General features: G+C 58.1%; 16 protein-coding genes and 1 pseudogene. 3 read left to right on the forward strand and 14 right to left on the reverse strand.

Features of this window, described 5'->3' with window-relative positions:
* Positions 1 to 122: 122 nt before the first annotated feature.
* Positions 123 to 488, forward strand: a pseudogene (locus tag RAE07_RS09630) (HNH endonuclease signature motif containing protein); the annotation flags it as partial.
* On the opposite strand, the gene RAE07_RS09635 reads toward RAE07_RS09630, so the two are convergent.
* Genes RAE07_RS09635 through RAE07_RS09660 form a run of 6 tightly spaced genes read right to left on the reverse strand, consistent with a single transcriptional unit; the run spans position 485 to position 6,132 of the window.
* Positions 485 to 1,600 (reverse strand): cysteine desulfurase family protein, encoded by a 1,116-nt coding sequence (locus RAE07_RS09635; RefSeq protein WP_316327338.1) that lies wholly within the window; start codon positions 1,598 to 1,600, stop codon positions 485 to 487. The pseudogene RAE07_RS09630 and the gene RAE07_RS09635 sit on opposite strands and share 4 nt — an antisense overlap.
* Complete coding sequence (locus RAE07_RS09640; protein WP_086588755.1) at positions 1,600 to 2,541, reverse strand: electron transfer flavoprotein subunit alpha/FixB family protein; 942 nt, start codon at positions 2,539 to 2,541, stop codon at positions 1,600 to 1,602. Before RAE07_RS09640 ends, RAE07_RS09635 begins: the two co-directional genes overlap by 1 nt.
* An 8-nt stretch (positions 2,542 to 2,549) precedes the next feature.
* Positions 2,550 to 3,332: an electron transfer flavoprotein subunit beta/FixA family protein gene (locus RAE07_RS09645; RefSeq protein WP_316327339.1), complete on the reverse strand. Its 783-nt coding sequence runs from the start codon at positions 3,330 to 3,332 to the stop codon at positions 2,550 to 2,552.
* Between the two features lie 24 nt (positions 3,333 to 3,356).
* Positions 3,357 to 4,490: a THUMP-like domain-containing protein gene (locus RAE07_RS09650; protein ID WP_316327341.1), complete on the reverse strand. Its 1,134-nt coding sequence runs from the start codon at positions 4,488 to 4,490 to the stop codon at positions 3,357 to 3,359.
* Positions 4,487 to 5,314: an NUDIX hydrolase gene (locus tag RAE07_RS09655; protein ID WP_049361369.1), complete on the reverse strand. Its 828-nt coding sequence runs from the start codon at positions 5,312 to 5,314 to the stop codon at positions 4,487 to 4,489. Before RAE07_RS09655 ends, RAE07_RS09650 begins: the two co-directional genes overlap by 4 nt.
* Complete coding sequence (locus RAE07_RS09660) at positions 5,311 to 6,132, reverse strand: ABC transporter ATP-binding protein (protein WP_023021739.1); 822 nt, start codon at positions 6,130 to 6,132, stop codon at positions 5,311 to 5,313. The genes RAE07_RS09655 and RAE07_RS09660 overlap by 4 nt, the downstream gene beginning before the upstream one ends.
* 58 nt (positions 6,133 to 6,190) lie before the next feature.
* Between RAE07_RS09660 and RAE07_RS09665 the strand changes: the two genes are divergently transcribed.
* Positions 6,191 to 8,200, forward strand: coding sequence for a maltotransferase domain-containing protein (locus tag RAE07_RS09665; RefSeq protein WP_034656479.1), 2,010 nt, complete (start codon positions 6,191 to 6,193; stop codon positions 8,198 to 8,200).
* A gap of 44 nt (positions 8,201 to 8,244) precedes the next feature.
* Positions 8,245 to 10,362 carry a 1,4-alpha-glucan branching protein GlgB gene (gene glgB, locus RAE07_RS09670; RefSeq protein ID WP_317001768.1) on the forward strand — a complete coding sequence of 706 codons (2,118 nt, stop codon included), beginning with the start codon at positions 8,245 to 8,247 and terminating at the stop codon, positions 10,360 to 10,362.
* A 5-nt stretch (positions 10,363 to 10,367) separates the two neighbouring features.
* On the opposite strand, the gene RAE07_RS09675 is transcribed toward glgB, so the two are convergent.
* The 8 genes from RAE07_RS09675 to atpD all read right to left on the reverse strand — a co-directional run bounded on the left by RAE07_RS09675 (position 10,368) and on the right by atpD (position 15,509).
* Positions 10,368 to 10,760: an arsenate reductase/protein-tyrosine-phosphatase family protein gene (locus RAE07_RS09675; RefSeq protein WP_259824359.1), complete on the reverse strand. Its 393-nt coding sequence runs from the start codon at positions 10,758 to 10,760 to the stop codon at positions 10,368 to 10,370.
* Positions 10,761 to 10,780: 20 nt separating this feature from the next.
* Positions 10,781 to 11,707: a tetratricopeptide repeat protein gene (locus RAE07_RS09680; protein ID WP_239208306.1), complete on the reverse strand. Its 927-nt coding sequence runs from the start codon at positions 11,705 to 11,707 to the stop codon at positions 10,781 to 10,783.
* Positions 11,708 to 12,016: a thiamine-binding protein gene (locus RAE07_RS09685; RefSeq protein ID WP_034656448.1), complete on the reverse strand. Its 309-nt coding sequence runs from the start codon at positions 12,014 to 12,016 to the stop codon at positions 11,708 to 11,710.
* Between the two features lie 10 nt (positions 12,017 to 12,026).
* Positions 12,027 to 12,311, reverse strand: coding sequence for an Rv1322 family protein (locus RAE07_RS09690; protein WP_080971253.1), 285 nt, complete (start codon positions 12,309 to 12,311; stop codon positions 12,027 to 12,029).
* Positions 12,311 to 13,003 (reverse strand): endonuclease NucS, encoded by a 693-nt coding sequence (nucS, locus tag RAE07_RS09695; RefSeq protein ID WP_023021745.1) that lies wholly within the window; start codon positions 13,001 to 13,003, stop codon positions 12,311 to 12,313. The genes RAE07_RS09690 and nucS overlap by 1 nt, the downstream gene beginning before the upstream one ends.
* 23 nt (positions 13,004 to 13,026) lie before the next feature.
* Positions 13,027 to 13,503, reverse strand: a complete 477-nt coding sequence (locus RAE07_RS09700) for a DUF2550 domain-containing protein (RefSeq protein ID WP_023021746.1) — start codon at positions 13,501 to 13,503, stop codon at positions 13,027 to 13,029.
* 181 nt (positions 13,504 to 13,684) lie between these two features.
* A complete protein-coding gene (locus RAE07_RS09705; protein WP_086588747.1) occupies positions 13,685 to 14,053 on the reverse strand; it encodes a F0F1 ATP synthase subunit epsilon in 369 nt (122 codons plus the stop codon).
* 10 nt (positions 14,054 to 14,063) lie between these two features.
* Positions 14,064 to 15,509: a F0F1 ATP synthase subunit beta gene (gene atpD, locus RAE07_RS09710; RefSeq protein ID WP_049361377.1), complete on the reverse strand. Its 1,446-nt coding sequence runs from the start codon at positions 15,507 to 15,509 to the stop codon at positions 14,064 to 14,066.
* Positions 15,510 to 15,512: the final 3 nt, after the last annotated feature.

Raw genomic sequence — 15,512 nt, forward strand, 5'->3', positions numbered from 1 at the left:
CCAGGCTAACTGCCTCGCCTGCCACCACGCGCTCAACAGCAGCATCCTTAACATCCTTCGGAGTCCAACGCGTCACAACTACCTCCCGGTCGAAGTGGCGCATTCACCCCTTGACAGCACGCGTTACGCCCCCGCTCATAGGCGCCTATGTGGAAGGCCGCGATGGGGTGTGCCGCTGGCCGGGGTGCTACCGCCCTGCGGAAAGCTGCCAGAAAGACCACCGCATTGACCATGCTCGGGGAGGGAAAACTGCAGGGAGCAATTTGGCTTCACTATGCCAGCACCACCATAACGTCAAGACTGACGGCGGTGCTTTTTATATCATGGATCCGCACACTGGGGACATTGTGTGGCTGTTTGATGATGGGCGCTGGGAATATGACGAGCCCCAAGGACCGCTAGCACCCAAGAACAAGAACTGGGCGCTAACGGTGGGCCAAGCTATCGCCGCCCGACGGGCAGCGGCGAAGGAAAGGAATGAAAGCTAGACGGATCGGGCTCGGGAGATTACCTCGGGAAGATGAGCCAACACGTAATCGACATCTTCTTCCGAAGTAAGCCGGCCTAGCGTAAAGCGCAAGGAACCGATTCCTTCAGCCTCGCTTACTCCCATCGCTTCCAGAACGTGAGACATGCGGTTTACACCTGCGCTACAGGCGCTGCCGGTTGAGGCCTCAATCTGCAGGGAATCTAGCAGCATGATGAGGCTATCGCCATCTGCACCAGGGAAAGAGACGTGCAAGTGAGAAGGCAAACACGGTTCAGTGGAATTGATGACTGCATTGTCAATGGTGGCGAGAATTCCATCGCGGAGCTTATTGCGAAGCGCGGAAATCCGCTCACCTTGAGTAGAAATTTCCGCGACGGATTCCTCCAAAGCCGCAGCTAGACCGGAAGCACCAGCGACGTCGACAGTTCCAGGACGAATTCCGCGCTCCTGCCCACCGCCATAGGCAATGGGTTGGGGTGAGGGACTCCGCTTGGCTAGAAGTAGGCCAATGCCGCGGGGACCGCCGAACTTGTGGGCGCTAGCTGCAAGGCTGGTGATCCCTAGGTGGGAAAAGTCGATGGGAACCTTTCCTACCGCTTGCACGGCATCAACGTGTACCGGTGTACCCACTGCGCTGGCTCGGGCGGCAATATCTTCGATGGGTTGAATGGCGCCGGTTTCGTTATTGGCCCACATGCAGGTAGCGACGTCGGCAAGCGTGTCTAGAGCCGACAGGTCTGCTATGTGTCCGGAGCGATCGACAGGAAGAATCTCGACGGTAGCACCCGAATTGTGCAGCTTAGCCACGGTATCGCGCACGGCGGGATGCTCAATATCGGTGGAAACTATGCGGTTTGTTTTACCGGCCGCATAAAGTCCCTGAATGGCGATATTGTCTGCCTCTGTGCCAGAAGAAGTGAAAATCACCTCGATTGGCTCGCAGCCGAGGAGTGAAGCAACCTTCTCGCGGGCATCATCGAGCACAGACCGAGCCTTGCGGCCGGAACCATACTGCGCGCCGGAGTTCAGGGAGCCAGCCGCAGCTACCCACGCGTCAATCGCGCTCTGGCGCATCGGCTGGGTAGCAGCGTAGTCAAAATAATGCGGCATTACTGACGTGCCTTCAGTTCCTCGGTCAAGGCTGGGGCGATTTCATGGAGGTCGCCCACAACGCCAAGGTCAGCGATCTGGAAAAATGGCTCATCCTGGTCCTGGTTGACCACCACAATAGTGCCAGAGGTCTGCATGCCGGAGGTGTGTTGGATAGCGCCGGAGATGCCCAAACCGATGTAGAGCTCAGGCGAAACGGTAACGCCAGTCTGGCCGATCTGATAAGCAGCGTCATAGAAGCCTTCGTCTACCGCATCGCGGGTAGCGCCGACTGCGGCGCCGAGGGCGTCGGCAAGCGGCTCGACAACATCACCGAATTCATCACCCACGCCCCGGCCGCCAGCGACGACCACCTTGGCTTCGGTAATTTCCGGACGTGCAGATTTCTGGGCAGGGGTAAAGGAAGTTACCTTGACATCTTTGCCAGTAGCGGCCGGCAACGGCATCGGGGCTGGTTGCGCTTCCACCTGCTGTGGTGCGGCCTCTACCGCGCCTGGGCGCAGCGTATAGATCGGGCACTGGCCGGTAGCGGTAGAGGTAGTCTCATAGGAGCCACCAAAAATGGTCATCTGGGCGGAACCATCAGCGGCGATGCCGCTGACATTGACCAGTGCGCCGGAAGCGAGGCGGGCAGCTAGGCGGCCGGCAATCTCGTTATTGGCGGGAGTTGCGGCCAGCACGATAGGTGCGGGGTTCGCGGCGCCGAGAGCATGCAAGGCATCGACTTCTGGAATCAGGAGGCGCTGGTCATAGTCTTCGGCCGTTGCTTGGACCACCTGCGCGGCGCCAAGGGCGGCAAGGTCAGCATCGAACTTATCTGCCTGCTTGCCGACGACCACTGCAGACACCGTACCCAATTCGCGCGCGGCCGTAATCAGTTCTCCGGTAACGGGAAGGACTTTTTCCGCATCGTGCTCAACTAATACGTAAACGTGAGACATATCGACTCCTAAATCAAGTTCTTTGCGGCTAGGAAGTCAGCGATCTTCTTCGCTGCGTCTTGCGGGTTGGGCTCAGAAATAACCTCGCCAGCGGTGCGCGGTGAGCGCTTTTCGGCGGCCGAAACGGAGGTAGTGGGCGCAATTGCCTCAATTCCCAAATCAGCTAAGGAGAAAGTAGTGATTTCCGCCTTCTTAGCGGCCATCAATCCCTTGAAGTTAGGGAAGCGCGGCTTGTCGCTCTTATCGTTCACAGAAACAATTGCAGGCAGCGGCGCTTCTAGTTCCCAGGTGCCACGCGCATCATCTCGCGTGCCACGCAGCGTGCCGCCCGCCAGCTCTACCTTGTGCAGCCCGGTAAGGGCAGGCAGCTGGCGGTATTCGGCGAGCAATCCAGTAAGTAGGCCGGTCGAGGCATCGGAGGCCTCGGTGCCAGCGGTGATCAATTGGACGTCGTCAAGCTTGTTCAGCGCAGCGTTGAGAGTCCATGCGGTCGACAGCGCATCCGCTCCCGCCAGCGAATCATCGGAGACAAGCACCGCGTCATCGGCACCCATAGCCAGTGCCTTGCGCAATGCTTCGTCTGCCTGGGTCGGCCCCATGGTCAGCGCTACTACCTTATAACCCGCATCCGGGTTGTCGTCGCGCAGGCGCAGGGCTTGTTCCACGGAATACTCATTAACCTCATCAATGACGTTATCCACGGAGGTGCGATCCAGGGTGTGGTCATCTTCCAAAGACTTGGTAGACCACGTATCCGGCACGTGTTTGACCAGAGCCACGATAGTTGGCATTGGGCACTCACCTTTCCGATATATTTATGTTGCGTAATTATCCTCGGACGATGATACTCGGGGTTTGCACAGCAAGGCGATTCCTTGTGCGCCAATTCGCGTAATGATTACCGCAAAAGGCTTCTTCCCCTTGAGCTTCATCTTCTTCCGCAGCTGGTCAGGGTCCACTTCTACCCCGCGCACGAGGATTTCCAAGCTCCCCGCGTCATAGGATTTAAGTACGGATTTTAATCTCTTTAGGGGTACTTTTTCTATGAATGGAAATCCCGAGGCTCCCTCCGGAATCCTCTCCCCTGTCAGGTACGCGATGCGCTCATCGATTTGGTGCAGCCCTTCCCGTGCCGCGTAATGCCGCACCAAGCCGGAGCGCACAATGGCACCGTCCGGGTCAATGAGGTAGCTACCAATCTCTCCGGCCTCGGGCAGGTTTGTTTCTTTATCATCGAGGACGTCTAGCTTGTGTCCACGAATCATTACTGCCCTTCGGCCGGTTCCTAGGCCTGGGGTATAAAGGCAGGCTTCTTTTACTCCGCCGTCGACGCTTGCGACGGTAACAAGGCCGTTCCATTCGCTGAAATCAAGGCCGGGTGCACACTTAATGGCCAATTCCTTGCCACGGTGCTTGTCGACGACCTCTGGAAGCGGTGGCACGAGATCCTCCGGCCGGGTGATTCTTCTACCTCCGGCGCGACGGGCGGGATCTGCAAGGAGGACATCGGCAGTCGTTGTAGTGGTGAGCGCATCAGCGCGAAAGATCTTGGTCGAAGAAAGATTGTGCCTCGCCATTCTCACGCGCGACTCGTCCAAGTCTGAGCCAAAGTAGTCGAGCGGAGAATTTAGACCTTCCGTACCGATGGAGCAGGTGATGTCGTGGACGCTGCCCACCCCCTGCTCTGCAAGAAACTCCGCCCGGTATGCCGCAACCTCGACGGGGGTAGCTTGTTGGGCTGAGTCGGCGTCCATCAGCCAATCACTGGGAAGCTTGCCCGAACTACGTGCGGTCACCAGTTCCATGACTGCGCGTCCATAGTCGCCGAACTTCTCTTTCAAGACTTCGGTGTCTTTAAGCCGAGAAGCCTTGGTCAAGGCGAGATCGAGGTGAGCAATTTCCTCGTGGTGCTCAATCAAGAAGCTGACTTCTGCGGGGGTATAACTCATATGCGGTCTAAAGGGGTGGTGGAAAAGAATTCGCGGTAACGAGGGTCCTCGCGCGGATCCCCGATAACAGGGCGCAGGTCAGAAAAGGACGCATCATCGAGGACTTCTTGAACCGAGGAGTATCTGCTCAGCCTCTGCATCTGCGCCCAAGTAGGAATGACTAGGCGCACCAGCCCGGCGCGCCAGCCGTCCAGGATGAGCTGGGGAGAAAACCATCCGGCATCGTCCGCCTCGTCGGTATCCCCATCGGGTTCTTGGCCAGAGGGCAGCACCCCGACGAAAAAGAAGGTGTCGAACCAGTGGCTTTTTCCCTTTCCTACCCACCGTGCCCAGGGAAGGAGCATATCGGCGTCGACACGCATGCCGTTATTGCTGAGGAATTCGGTAAAGGAAATGGTGTGGCTCTCGAGTAGTTTTCGCTCCTTGTGATACCGCCGTGCATTGGAGACAATTCCGTCTTCGCGGATGGCAAAGAGGGTGCCGGCTTCCTCAAAGAGCTCCCGGGCAGCGGCGAATACTAGCGCGTGGGCTTTGTACTTTGTTACGCCCATCCGTCGGGCCATGGAGATGACGGATTTTCCGGCCCATAGTTCGCCCGAGTCCCAGGAACGCGGCGGAAAGTCGCGTGGGTCTACGCCGCCGCCGGGAAAGACCGAATGCCCCGGGTAATTGTGCATGGTGTGCACGCGCTCTTGTACCCACACTTCAAGACCGTCGGTGCCGTCCCGTAGAAGCAGGACGGTTGCCGCCAAGCGCCCACCGTTAAAGCCGGTGGTATCACTGGCGTCAACGGCATCGATACGGTCATGAAAAGGGTTGGTCATAGAGAAGCTCGGCGGGCGAAGTATCGCTGTCCAATGCGGTCCACCTGAATGGGCTGGTGGAAGGCGCGAGTCAGGTTTTCTGAGGTGAGGACTGAATTAATCAGACCTTTTGCCACTACCTTACCCTCATCCAGCAGCATGGCGTGGGTAAATCCGTATGGGATCTCCTCCACGTGGTGGGTGATCATGATGATGGCTGGGGCATCTGGATCCATGGCTAGATCGCCGAGGTATCCCACCAGGTCTTCGCGGCCTCCCAGGTCCATTCCGGCGGAAGGCTCGTCTAGGATGAGCAGCTCTGGGTTAGTCATGAGTGCGCGGGCGAGGACGACGCGCTTCTTTTCGCCCTCTGATAATGTTCCCCAGGTGCGCTCTTTCAGGTGGGTTGCACCTACCTGGGCCAAAATCTCATCAGCGCGGGAGAAGTCCATGTCCTGATATTCCTCCCGCCAGCGGCCCAGCACTGCATAGCCTGCGGAGACGACGAGATCGTCCACGCGCTCATTTTCGGGGATTCGCGATTGCACTGCAGCGGAGGAGATGCCGATGAGCGCGCGCAGATCGCGCATATCAGTTTTGCCGATCTGCTCCCCCATCAAAAAGGCGGTGCCCTTTGAAGGGAATTCTTCGGCCGCGGCCATGCGCACTAGCGAGGTCTTACCCGCGCCATTGGGGCCAATAATTACCCAGCGCTCATCGAGTTCCACCTGCCAGTCCACAGGACCAACGAGGGTCTTGCCGCCGCGGCGCAACTCGACGCCGCGAAAATCTACGAGCCAATCTTGATCTGTAGGAGTTACGTCGTTCACGCCCTCCATTGTGACTGATTTATTCTTTGCCCGGTGAAATTGACACAGCTGCATTAGTCTTATGGGCATGACTACTCGCCTTGGTATTGACGATGTCCGCCCGCTTATCTCCGCCGGTTCTGTAGCTTCTAAAGCCGTTGTGGGCGAGGTAATTCCCGTCACCGCACTGGTCTGGCGCGAAGGCCACGACGCGGTCTCAGCCACTTTGTCTGCCTGGGCGGCGCGGTCCACGGCTACGTCCTCTGTCACCATGCAGGTAGACCCCAAAGACCAAGATCGAGTGCACGGCGTCTTTACCCCAGGTACCCAAGGCACCTGGTACTTCCGCGTCGATGCCTGGTCCGATCCCATTGCTACGTGGAAGAACGCGGTTACTAAAAAGATGGCGGCTGGGCAATCCGCTGCCGAGTTGGCCAATGACCTCCAGCATGGTGCGGATCTATTTTCTCGGGCGGCCTTGCAAACCCCCTCGGATATTGTGGCGCCCCTCTTTGCTGCTGCACGGGACTTGGAGGATGAGTCTTTGGACGTCGATAAGCGCGTGCAGGTGGCGCTCTCGGACGAGGCCGCAGACATCCTGCACTCCCATCCCCTGCGTGATCTCCTAGTAGAAGGCGCCATTCACGAGGTCTACGTGGAGCGCCCGGCCGCGCTTTATAACTCGTGGTATGAGCTCTTCCCCCGTTCCACGGGTGACTGGGACAAAGAGGGAAATCCTGTGCACGGCACCTTCGACACTACTGCCCAAGCACTAGAGCGCGTGGCCGATATGGGCTTCGATACGGTGTATTTTCCCCCCATTCATCCCATTGGCAAGGTGCATCGGAAGGGAAAAAATAACTCGGTCGTTGCTGAGCCCGGTGATGTGGGAAGTCCGTGGGCCATCCAGGACCACTCCACCACCCACCCCGAATTGGGCACAATAGAAGACTTCAAGAAGCTGGTCTCTCGCGCCCAGGAACTTGGCCTGGAAGTAGCGCTTGATTTCGCGCTGCAGGCATCGCCCGATCACCCGTGGGCCACCAGCCACCCAGAATTTTTCACTGTCCTTCCAGATGGCACCATCGCCTACGCTGAGAACCCACCGAAGAAGTATCAGGATATCTATCCACTCAACTTCGATAACGCGCAGGATGCCATCTATCACGAAATCTATGAAACGCTCATGATTTGGGTCGAAGCCGGAGTGAGCACTTTCCGCGTAGATAACCCACACACCAAGCCCGCCAACTTCTGGGATTGGCTGATTACCCGCGTACACGCCACCCACCCAGACGTCATCTTCTTGGCAGAGGCCTTTACCCGCGCCCCTCGCCTTTTCGGGCTAGCAAAAGCAGGGTTTTCCCAGTCCTATACCTACTTCACTTGGCAGACCACGAAGCATGAGCTCACCCAATTTGGCCAGATGCACGTAGAGCAGGCGGATATTTGCCGGCCTAATCTTTTTGTCAATACCCCGGATATCCTGCATGAATCTTTACAAACCGGGGGGCGCGCCATGTTCGCCATACGCGCTGTCCTCGCTGCCACCATGTCTCCGCTATGGGGCGTGTACTCCGGTTTTGAGCTCTATGAGCACACCCCGGTAGCCCCAGGGTCCGAGGAATACCTCGACTCGGAGAAGTACGAACTGCGGCCACGCGACTTTGCTGCTGCGGTTGCGTCAGGAGACTCTTTAGAGTCCTATATCCGGCTGCTCAATCAGATTCGCCGCGATAACCCCGCATTACAACAACTGCGTACCCTCCGCTTCCATGACACCGACAATGACGCCATCATTGCCTATTCCAAGGCCGATCCAGCCACCGGCAATGTGGTTCTCGTCGTGGTCAACCTGGATCCGCGCAATGCGCAAGAAGCGACCGTTACGGTAGATATGCGCGCTATCGGCCGCCATCCCGGCGAGTCCTATTCCGTCCAAGACACGATTACCGGCTCTGCCTATCACTGGTCCGAGCGCAATTTTGTGCGCTTAGAGCCGCTTCGCGACGTCGCCCATGTCTTCGTCCTTCCCCCTGCCGACCATGCCCTTCAGGAGCAGCTCACCTGGCGCGAGGTCACCGACTATCGCCCGTAAACATTTGTCCACCGGAACGCACCCAATCTAGGTACCCTGATTATATGAACATCCCGGCCGCTGACCTCGCTCGTCTCAATGACTGCCGCCACCATGACCCACACGGATTCTACGGCTGGCATGAAGGTACCGTCCGTACCCGCCAGCCTGGCGCCACCGCGGTACAACTTCATACCCCCACACAATCCTTGTCTATGAATTTGGTGGGCGACGATATCTGGGAAGCGGAAGTAGGCGAGAACTGCGACTACCGCCTCGAAATCTCCTACCCCGGCGCCCCTACCCGCACCGTGGCAGACGGATATCATTTCCTGCCCACCATCGGCTCTCTAGATCTGCACCTTATCGGCGAAGGTCGCCACGAGCGCCTTTGGGATCTCCTCGGCGCCAACCTACGCTCTTATGACACAGAGATGGGCCCCGTAAGCGGTGTGTCCTTTGCCGTATGGGCCCCCAATGCCCAAGGTGTTGCCGTCGTGGGCGATTTCTGCGGCTGGAATCCTACCCAGTACCCCATGCGTTCGCTCGGTTCTACCGGCGTATGGGAGGTCTTTGTCCCAGGCATCGGTGCTGGCGAGCACTATAAGTTCGCCATCTTTAGCCAGGAAGGCCGCCAAGACAAGGCCGACCCATTGGCCAAGCGCACCACCTGTCCGCCGGAAACGGACTCGATCGTGGATTCCACCAGCTTCGGCTGGTCTGATTCCGCGTGGATGGACAAGCGCACCGGCAACCTCGATGTCCCGATGAGCATCTATGAGGTCCACGTTGGCTCGTGGAAGGTCGGGGCGAATTATAACCGACTTCGCGAGGAGCTCATCCCTTATCTCAAGGAGCATGGTTTTACCCACGTCGAGCTCTTGCCCGTGGCCGAGCACCCCTTCGGCGGCTCTTGGGGCTACCAAGTCTCTGGCTATTACTCGCCTTCAGCGCGGTGGGGCTCGCCGGATGAGTTCCGCGCATTAGTCAATGCACTGCACGAAAACGGCATCGGGGTCATCGTGGACTGGGTGCCAGCCCACTTCCCCAAAGATGACTGGGCCTTAGGCCGCTTCGATGGTCAAGCGCTTTATGAGCACCCCGATCCCCGCCGCGGCGAGCAAGCCGACTGGGGTACCTATGTTTTTGACTTTGGCCGCAATGAGGTGCGCAATTTCCTCGTAGCCAACGCCCTGTATTGGGCTGAAGAATTCCACATTGACGGCCTGCGCGTAGACGCCGTCGCTTCCATGCTTTACCTGGACTACTCCCGCGATGAATGGCTACCCAATCAGTTTGGCGGGCGCGAGAATTTAGAAGCCGTCCAATTCCTGCAGGAAACCAACGCCACCCTCAACCGCACCCATCCTGGCGTACTCACCATCGCCGAGGAATCCACCTCCTGGCCGGGCGTTACCGCTCCTACTTCCGAGAACGGGCTGGGCTTTTCCCTGAAGTGGAATATGGGATGGATGAATGACACCCTGGAGTACTTCAAGCACGAGCCCATCCACCGCTCCTATCACCATGGCGAGCTCACCTTCTCCATGGTGTATGCCTATTCTGAGCGCTACGTGTTGCCGTTTAGCCACGACGAAGTAGTCCACGGCAAGGGTTCACTGTGGCAGCGCATGCCTGGCGACGACTGGAATAAGGCCGCCGGATTGCGCGCTTTGTATGGCTACATGTTCTCCCACCCTGGCAAGAATCTGCTCTTCATGGGCCAGGAATTTGGACAAACCACCGAGTGGTCCGAGGAGCATTCCGTGGATTGGGGCAACCTCGATGGTTGGGGCAATGAGTGGCACCGGGGCATTAAGCGCCTCGTGCGCGATATCAACCTCATTTACCGCGACACCCCAGCTTTGTGGAGCCAGGATTTTAGCCAAGACGGCTTCCAATGGGTCAAGGCCGATGACTCGAACAATAACGTGCTGGGTTACGTCCGCTATGGCGCGGACGGGTCTGCCTTGCTCGCTGTGTGCAACCTGTCGGGTTCTTCCATTCCCAACTACGGCCTCTGGGTTCCACGTGATGGTGCTTGGAAAATGGTACTTAACACCGATGATGCCGTTTATGAGGGCGCTGGGAACCCGCTTCCTCAGCATATTCACGTGGCGGATAATTCCGCCACGCTTCACCTACCGGCCAACTCGGTGCAGTGGTACGTACTGGAGCAATAAAACGCCTATCGCTGCGTGCGTAGGAACTCCACCACGCGCGCTTCGATATCATCGCGAAGCGCATCCATGCGCTCTTCACCTTCCAGACCACGCAACGAGGGATCCTCGATGGCCCACCTCTGCGCTGGCCCGTCATATTCCGCATCACCTACCACGATGACGTGGTCGACAGCGGCAGCAAGGTGGGGATCCACTAGAGCAGGAGTACCAGTCATTTCTGCCCCCACCTTCGCGAGGGAAGCTTTGGCCTCTTGATTGATGCCCTGCTGGATATGTTCCGGGGAAGTTTGCACCCCAGCCGAGTAAATATCCCACTCAGGCGCATGCTTGGCGGCAAGCGCCGCAGCCATCTGCGACTTGCCGCGATTTGTATTGCACAGGAAAAGCACTGAAGTCATGCTTTCCCATCCTACCCAAGCTAGTACAGGGCACTCGCCAGCTTGGTGCGAGCTTCCATCACGCGCGGGTCATTGCCCTCAAAGAGCCCGAAGAGCTCCAGCAAGCGCTCGCGCACGCGAGCTTTCTCATCACCGGCCGTTGCCTTCATCGTCTCGATGAGGCGATCAAAGGCCTTTTCTGGGGCGCCGGCAACCACTTCGGCGTCGGCAGCACGCATCTGCTTATCGACGTCCCCCTTGTCCCCTTCCGCAGCCGCAATCGGATCCTCGGTCTGGTTGGCAGGATCAAGGCGCTTGAGCAGTACGGTTGTATCGCGGGCCTGCTTAATCTGCACGTTTTCGGGCTCAGCCTCCAAGATGGAGTTATAGACCTTAAGAGCACCATCAAAATCGCCAGCATTTAAGAAGCCCTCTGCTTCTTGGAGGCGCGGATCCTCTTCTTCCTCTTGGGTCTGGGGCTCTCCCGCATCGCTCTGTAGGCCCTTCAACTGTGGGCCAACATTCTGCACCAAGGCATCTACCCATTGTTTTAGCGCATCTAGTGGTTGTGCACCCTCGAAATTCGTCAGCGGCTGCCCAGCGCCCAGGGCCACCACAGTGGGGAGGTTCTTCACGCCAAAGGCCTGCGCAACCTGTGGGGTAGTATCTGCATCCACGTAGGCAACTAGGAAACTGCGGTTTCCTTGCGCGGCCAACCCCTGTAGGTCGGTCTTTAGCTGCTCCGACTGCGTGGAACGGGCGGTGCCAATGAGAACAATCACCGGAACTTCCGTAGAACGGCGCACCACGTCCTGGTCGAAGTTAGCTTCCGTCACAGTGAAGAAGGGTTGGATCCCGCCAGCAGTGGTCTGCGGAGATTCCTGTGCCTTCTGCCGTGCCTCGGCCCGCGCCTTTACTTGGCTGAGGTCGAGCGCGCCTCCTACATAAGCATTATTTGCTGAAGTCATCTAGTCCTCCTTTGCAAGGCGGCGGTTAACCGCATCTACCTTGTCAGTCAGTTGATTGGTTACGCCCTCGCGAATATCAGCCTTGACCACCAAAGATGTGCGCGGGGATACCGCACGCACCGCGTCAGTGGCCTTCTTAATAGTTCCAAAGACCTCGTCCCACTCGCCTTCAAGCAGGGTGAACATGGCATTGGTCTCGTTAGGAAGGCCGGATTCGCGGACTACGCGCACGGCCTCAGCGACGGCGTCAGCCATTTCTTGGGAATCATTATTAACTACTGCAGGGGCTACAGAGAATGCAACAATCATGCCCGCTAGTCTACCTACGCTCCCAGCAGTGGCGGTGCCAGTGCCGACGATCATCGCCCTGGCGGCCCACGTCGCGCGGCCACGCCACGATATGAGCCACCCCGGGAGGAATATTTTGATTACACCCTGGGCACACATAGTACTTTTGGGCACGCGCAGAACCGATATGCCGCATAACATAGGGTTCACCGTGCGTCCAGCTAGGCCCCTCGACCGTCTGCGAGCCGAGAAAAGTCGACCCATCTTTAGGCAAGGATCGAAGCTCGAGCGGTTTGCGTCTATTCCGCCGTGGCATTAGAACAATCGCAATTCGTTCGACTCAAGTCCGCGGAGTTCCTGATAGTCCAGTACGACGCACCGAATGCCTCGGTCCTCTGCTAGCGTGCGGGCCTGCGGTTTGATTTCCTGGGCCGCGAATACACCAGATACTGGGGCCAGAAGCTCATCACGGTTAAGCAACTCCAGATACCTCGTCAGCTGCTCCACGCCATCAATCCCACCACGGCGCTTCACCTCGATGGCAACATTTTTGTTGTTTTCATCTTTCGCCATAATGTCTACCGGGCCTATCGCCGTTGGGTATTCGCGGCGTACCAGCGTATAGCTATCGCCCAAGGTATCGATCTGGTCTGCCAAAAGCTCTTGCAAGTGAGCCTCCACGCCGTCTTTGACTAGGCCTGGGTCTTCACCCATGTCATAGGAGATTTCCTCATGGATCTCAGCAATTGTAATGCGCAACTGCTCGCCTTTAGGATTTTCCACCAGCCACAAAACCTCGCCGGTATCGTCACCGTCTAGGTCCTCAATGGCGGATTCTTTTAACGTGCACGGAGGGGTCATCCAATTAAGCGGCTTATACGCGCGGTCATCAGCATGCACGGATACAGAGCCGTCAGCCTTGACGATGAGTAGACGGTCTGCCATGGGAAGGTGGGCATCCAAACGGCCCACGTAATCTACGGAGCATCGGGCGATTACTAAACGCATGCCCTCTACCCTAGCGGGTAACCTTATCGCTTGGATTGACGGGTAGCGCGCTGGCGAAGTTGCCGGAAGTCGAAGCGCTGCTGACGTTTGGATGGTGCGGCCTCTACCCACGCCCCGAAGGCCATAATGCCGTGGGCATCAGATGCCAACTCATATTCCCGGCCCTTGACCCGAAAGCGCACAACCTCGGTGGCGGCAGACATAAAAGAAGCCTCGGCATCATCGAGCGAGCGGGTGCTTACTACTTCGATGTCGAGGCGGTTGATACGCAGATCGCAGCGCGGAGAAACGGAGCGGAGCTTGAAATACTCCACAAATTCGCCTTCATAACGCAGCGAACCATGGCGCCAAGAAAGGGAATTTCTAGCGGGTACTCGGCGTAGCAAGACGGCAGTGCCGCGGGCACGCACGGTAAAAAAGCGAAGCGCAGCCAGAAAAATAACCAGCAATAGGGCCACGCCAAGGGCCCACAGAAGCACTGTAACCACCGTTGAATTCATGGGCCTTCACGCCATCCTCGCTTTGTGGAGAAACTGATTCTTGAATTGTAGCGCTTGGCAGGACCTATACGCCAATAAGAAAAGGCAAAGAAAACGCAAAAAGGCGCCCCGGTTTAAACCGGGGCGCCTTTAGAGAGCAGGAAGGGCGGCTATTGCTGCCCTCTCCTATCAATCCAAGGTACTAAGCCTTGGCGCGGCGGACAGCACGCTGTGCGGCCTCGCCACGGGACTTGGCGAGCTCGTGCTCAGAAGCAAAGTCCTTCTGAGCCTTCTCCTCATCCACCTCATCGGACCAGATGGCCCAATCAGCGAGGACGGTGATCTTGTCCTGGGTAACGGAGAGGAAACCACCCTGCACGGCGGCGACGCGGCGCTCGCCGTCCACTGGGTGGATGGTCACCACGCCATTATCGATCAACTGACCGATCATTGGCTCGTGACCGGGAAGCACGCCGATCTCACCCTCGGTGGTCTCAGCCGTGACCATGGAGGCCTGTCCAGACCACAGCAGGCGCTCGACGGAAACCAATTCGGCGGTGATGTCAGCCATGTGCCTCTCCCTACTTCTCGTTCAACTTCTTGTATGCAGCCTCGACGTCGTCAAGGCCGCCCAAGCCGTTGAAAGCCTGCTCTGGGTAGTGGTCAAACTCGCCATCGCAGATGCGCTCGAAGGCGTCGATGGTCTCGGACAGCGGTACGTAGGAGCCCGGCAGGCCGGTGAACTTCTGCGCAACGAAGAAGTTCTGGCCCAAGAAGCGCTCGATACGACGGGCACGCTGAACGGTGACCTTGTCTTCCTCAGACAGCTCGTCCATACCAAGGATGGCGATGATGTCCTGGAGTTCCTTGTTCTTCTGCAGAATACCGATGACGCGCTGTGCAACCTCGTAGTGCTTCTCGCCGACGATACCTGGCTCGAGAATACGAGAGGTAGAAGTCAGCGGGTTCACTGCCGGGTAAATACCCTTGGAGGCAATAGCACGGTCCAGCTCGGTGGTGGCGTCCAAGTGAGCGAACGTCGTAGCCGGAGCCGGGTCGGTGTAGTCATCGGCAGGAACGTAAACGGCCTGCAGGGACGTAATGGAACGGCCCTTGGTCGAGGTAATGCGCTCCTGCAAAACACCCATCTCATCAGCCAAGGTCGGCTGGTAGCCCACGGCGGAAGGCATACGACCCAGCAGGGTCGAAACCTCAGAGCCGGCCTGGGTGAAACGGAAGATGTTGTCAATGAACAGCAGCACGTCCTGGTTCTGCACATCGCGGAAGTACTCCGCCATGGTCAGGCCGGACAGAGCCACACGCATACGGACTCCTGGCGGCTCATCCATCTGGCCGAAGACAAGGGCGGTATCTTGCAGCACGCCCATTTCTTCCATTTCCAGGAAGAGGTCGGTGCCCTCACGGGTACGCTCGCCGACGCCGGCGAAGACGGAGGTACCGGAGAACTCGCGGGCGATACGGGTAATCATCTCCTGAATCAGAACGGTCTTACCCACACCTGCACCGCCGAACAGGCCGATCTTGCCGCCCTTGACGTACGGGGTCAGCAGGTCGATGACCTTAATGCCGGTCTCCAGAATCTCGGTCTTACCCTCGAGCTGGTCGAACGCTGGCGGCTCGCGGTGGATTCCCCACTGCTCGCCATCGCGGCCGAGACCCGGCTCATCGAGGCAATCACCGAGGGCGTTGAAGACGTGGCCCTTGACGACGTCGCCGACCGGCACGGAAATTGGCTTTCCGGAGTCGATGACCTCGGCACCGCGGACGAGGCCGTCGGTCGGTGCCATAGACACGGTACGGACAAGGTTGTCACCGAGGTGCTGAGCGACCTCGAGGGTGACGGTCTTTGCAACAGCTTCGAGCTTGATGTCGACGTGCAGTGCGTTGTACAGGGCCGGCAGTGCCTCACGTGGGAACTCCACGTCCACAACCGGACCGATGACGCGCACGACACGACCGGCGACTGCCGAAGACTGTGCATTCTGCTCTTGCAGAGCTGTAGTCATAAT

Source organism: Corynebacterium nasorum (genome assembly GCF_032821635.1).
Lineage (GTDB): Bacteria > Actinomycetota > Actinomycetes > Mycobacteriales > Mycobacteriaceae > Corynebacterium > Corynebacterium kefirresidentii.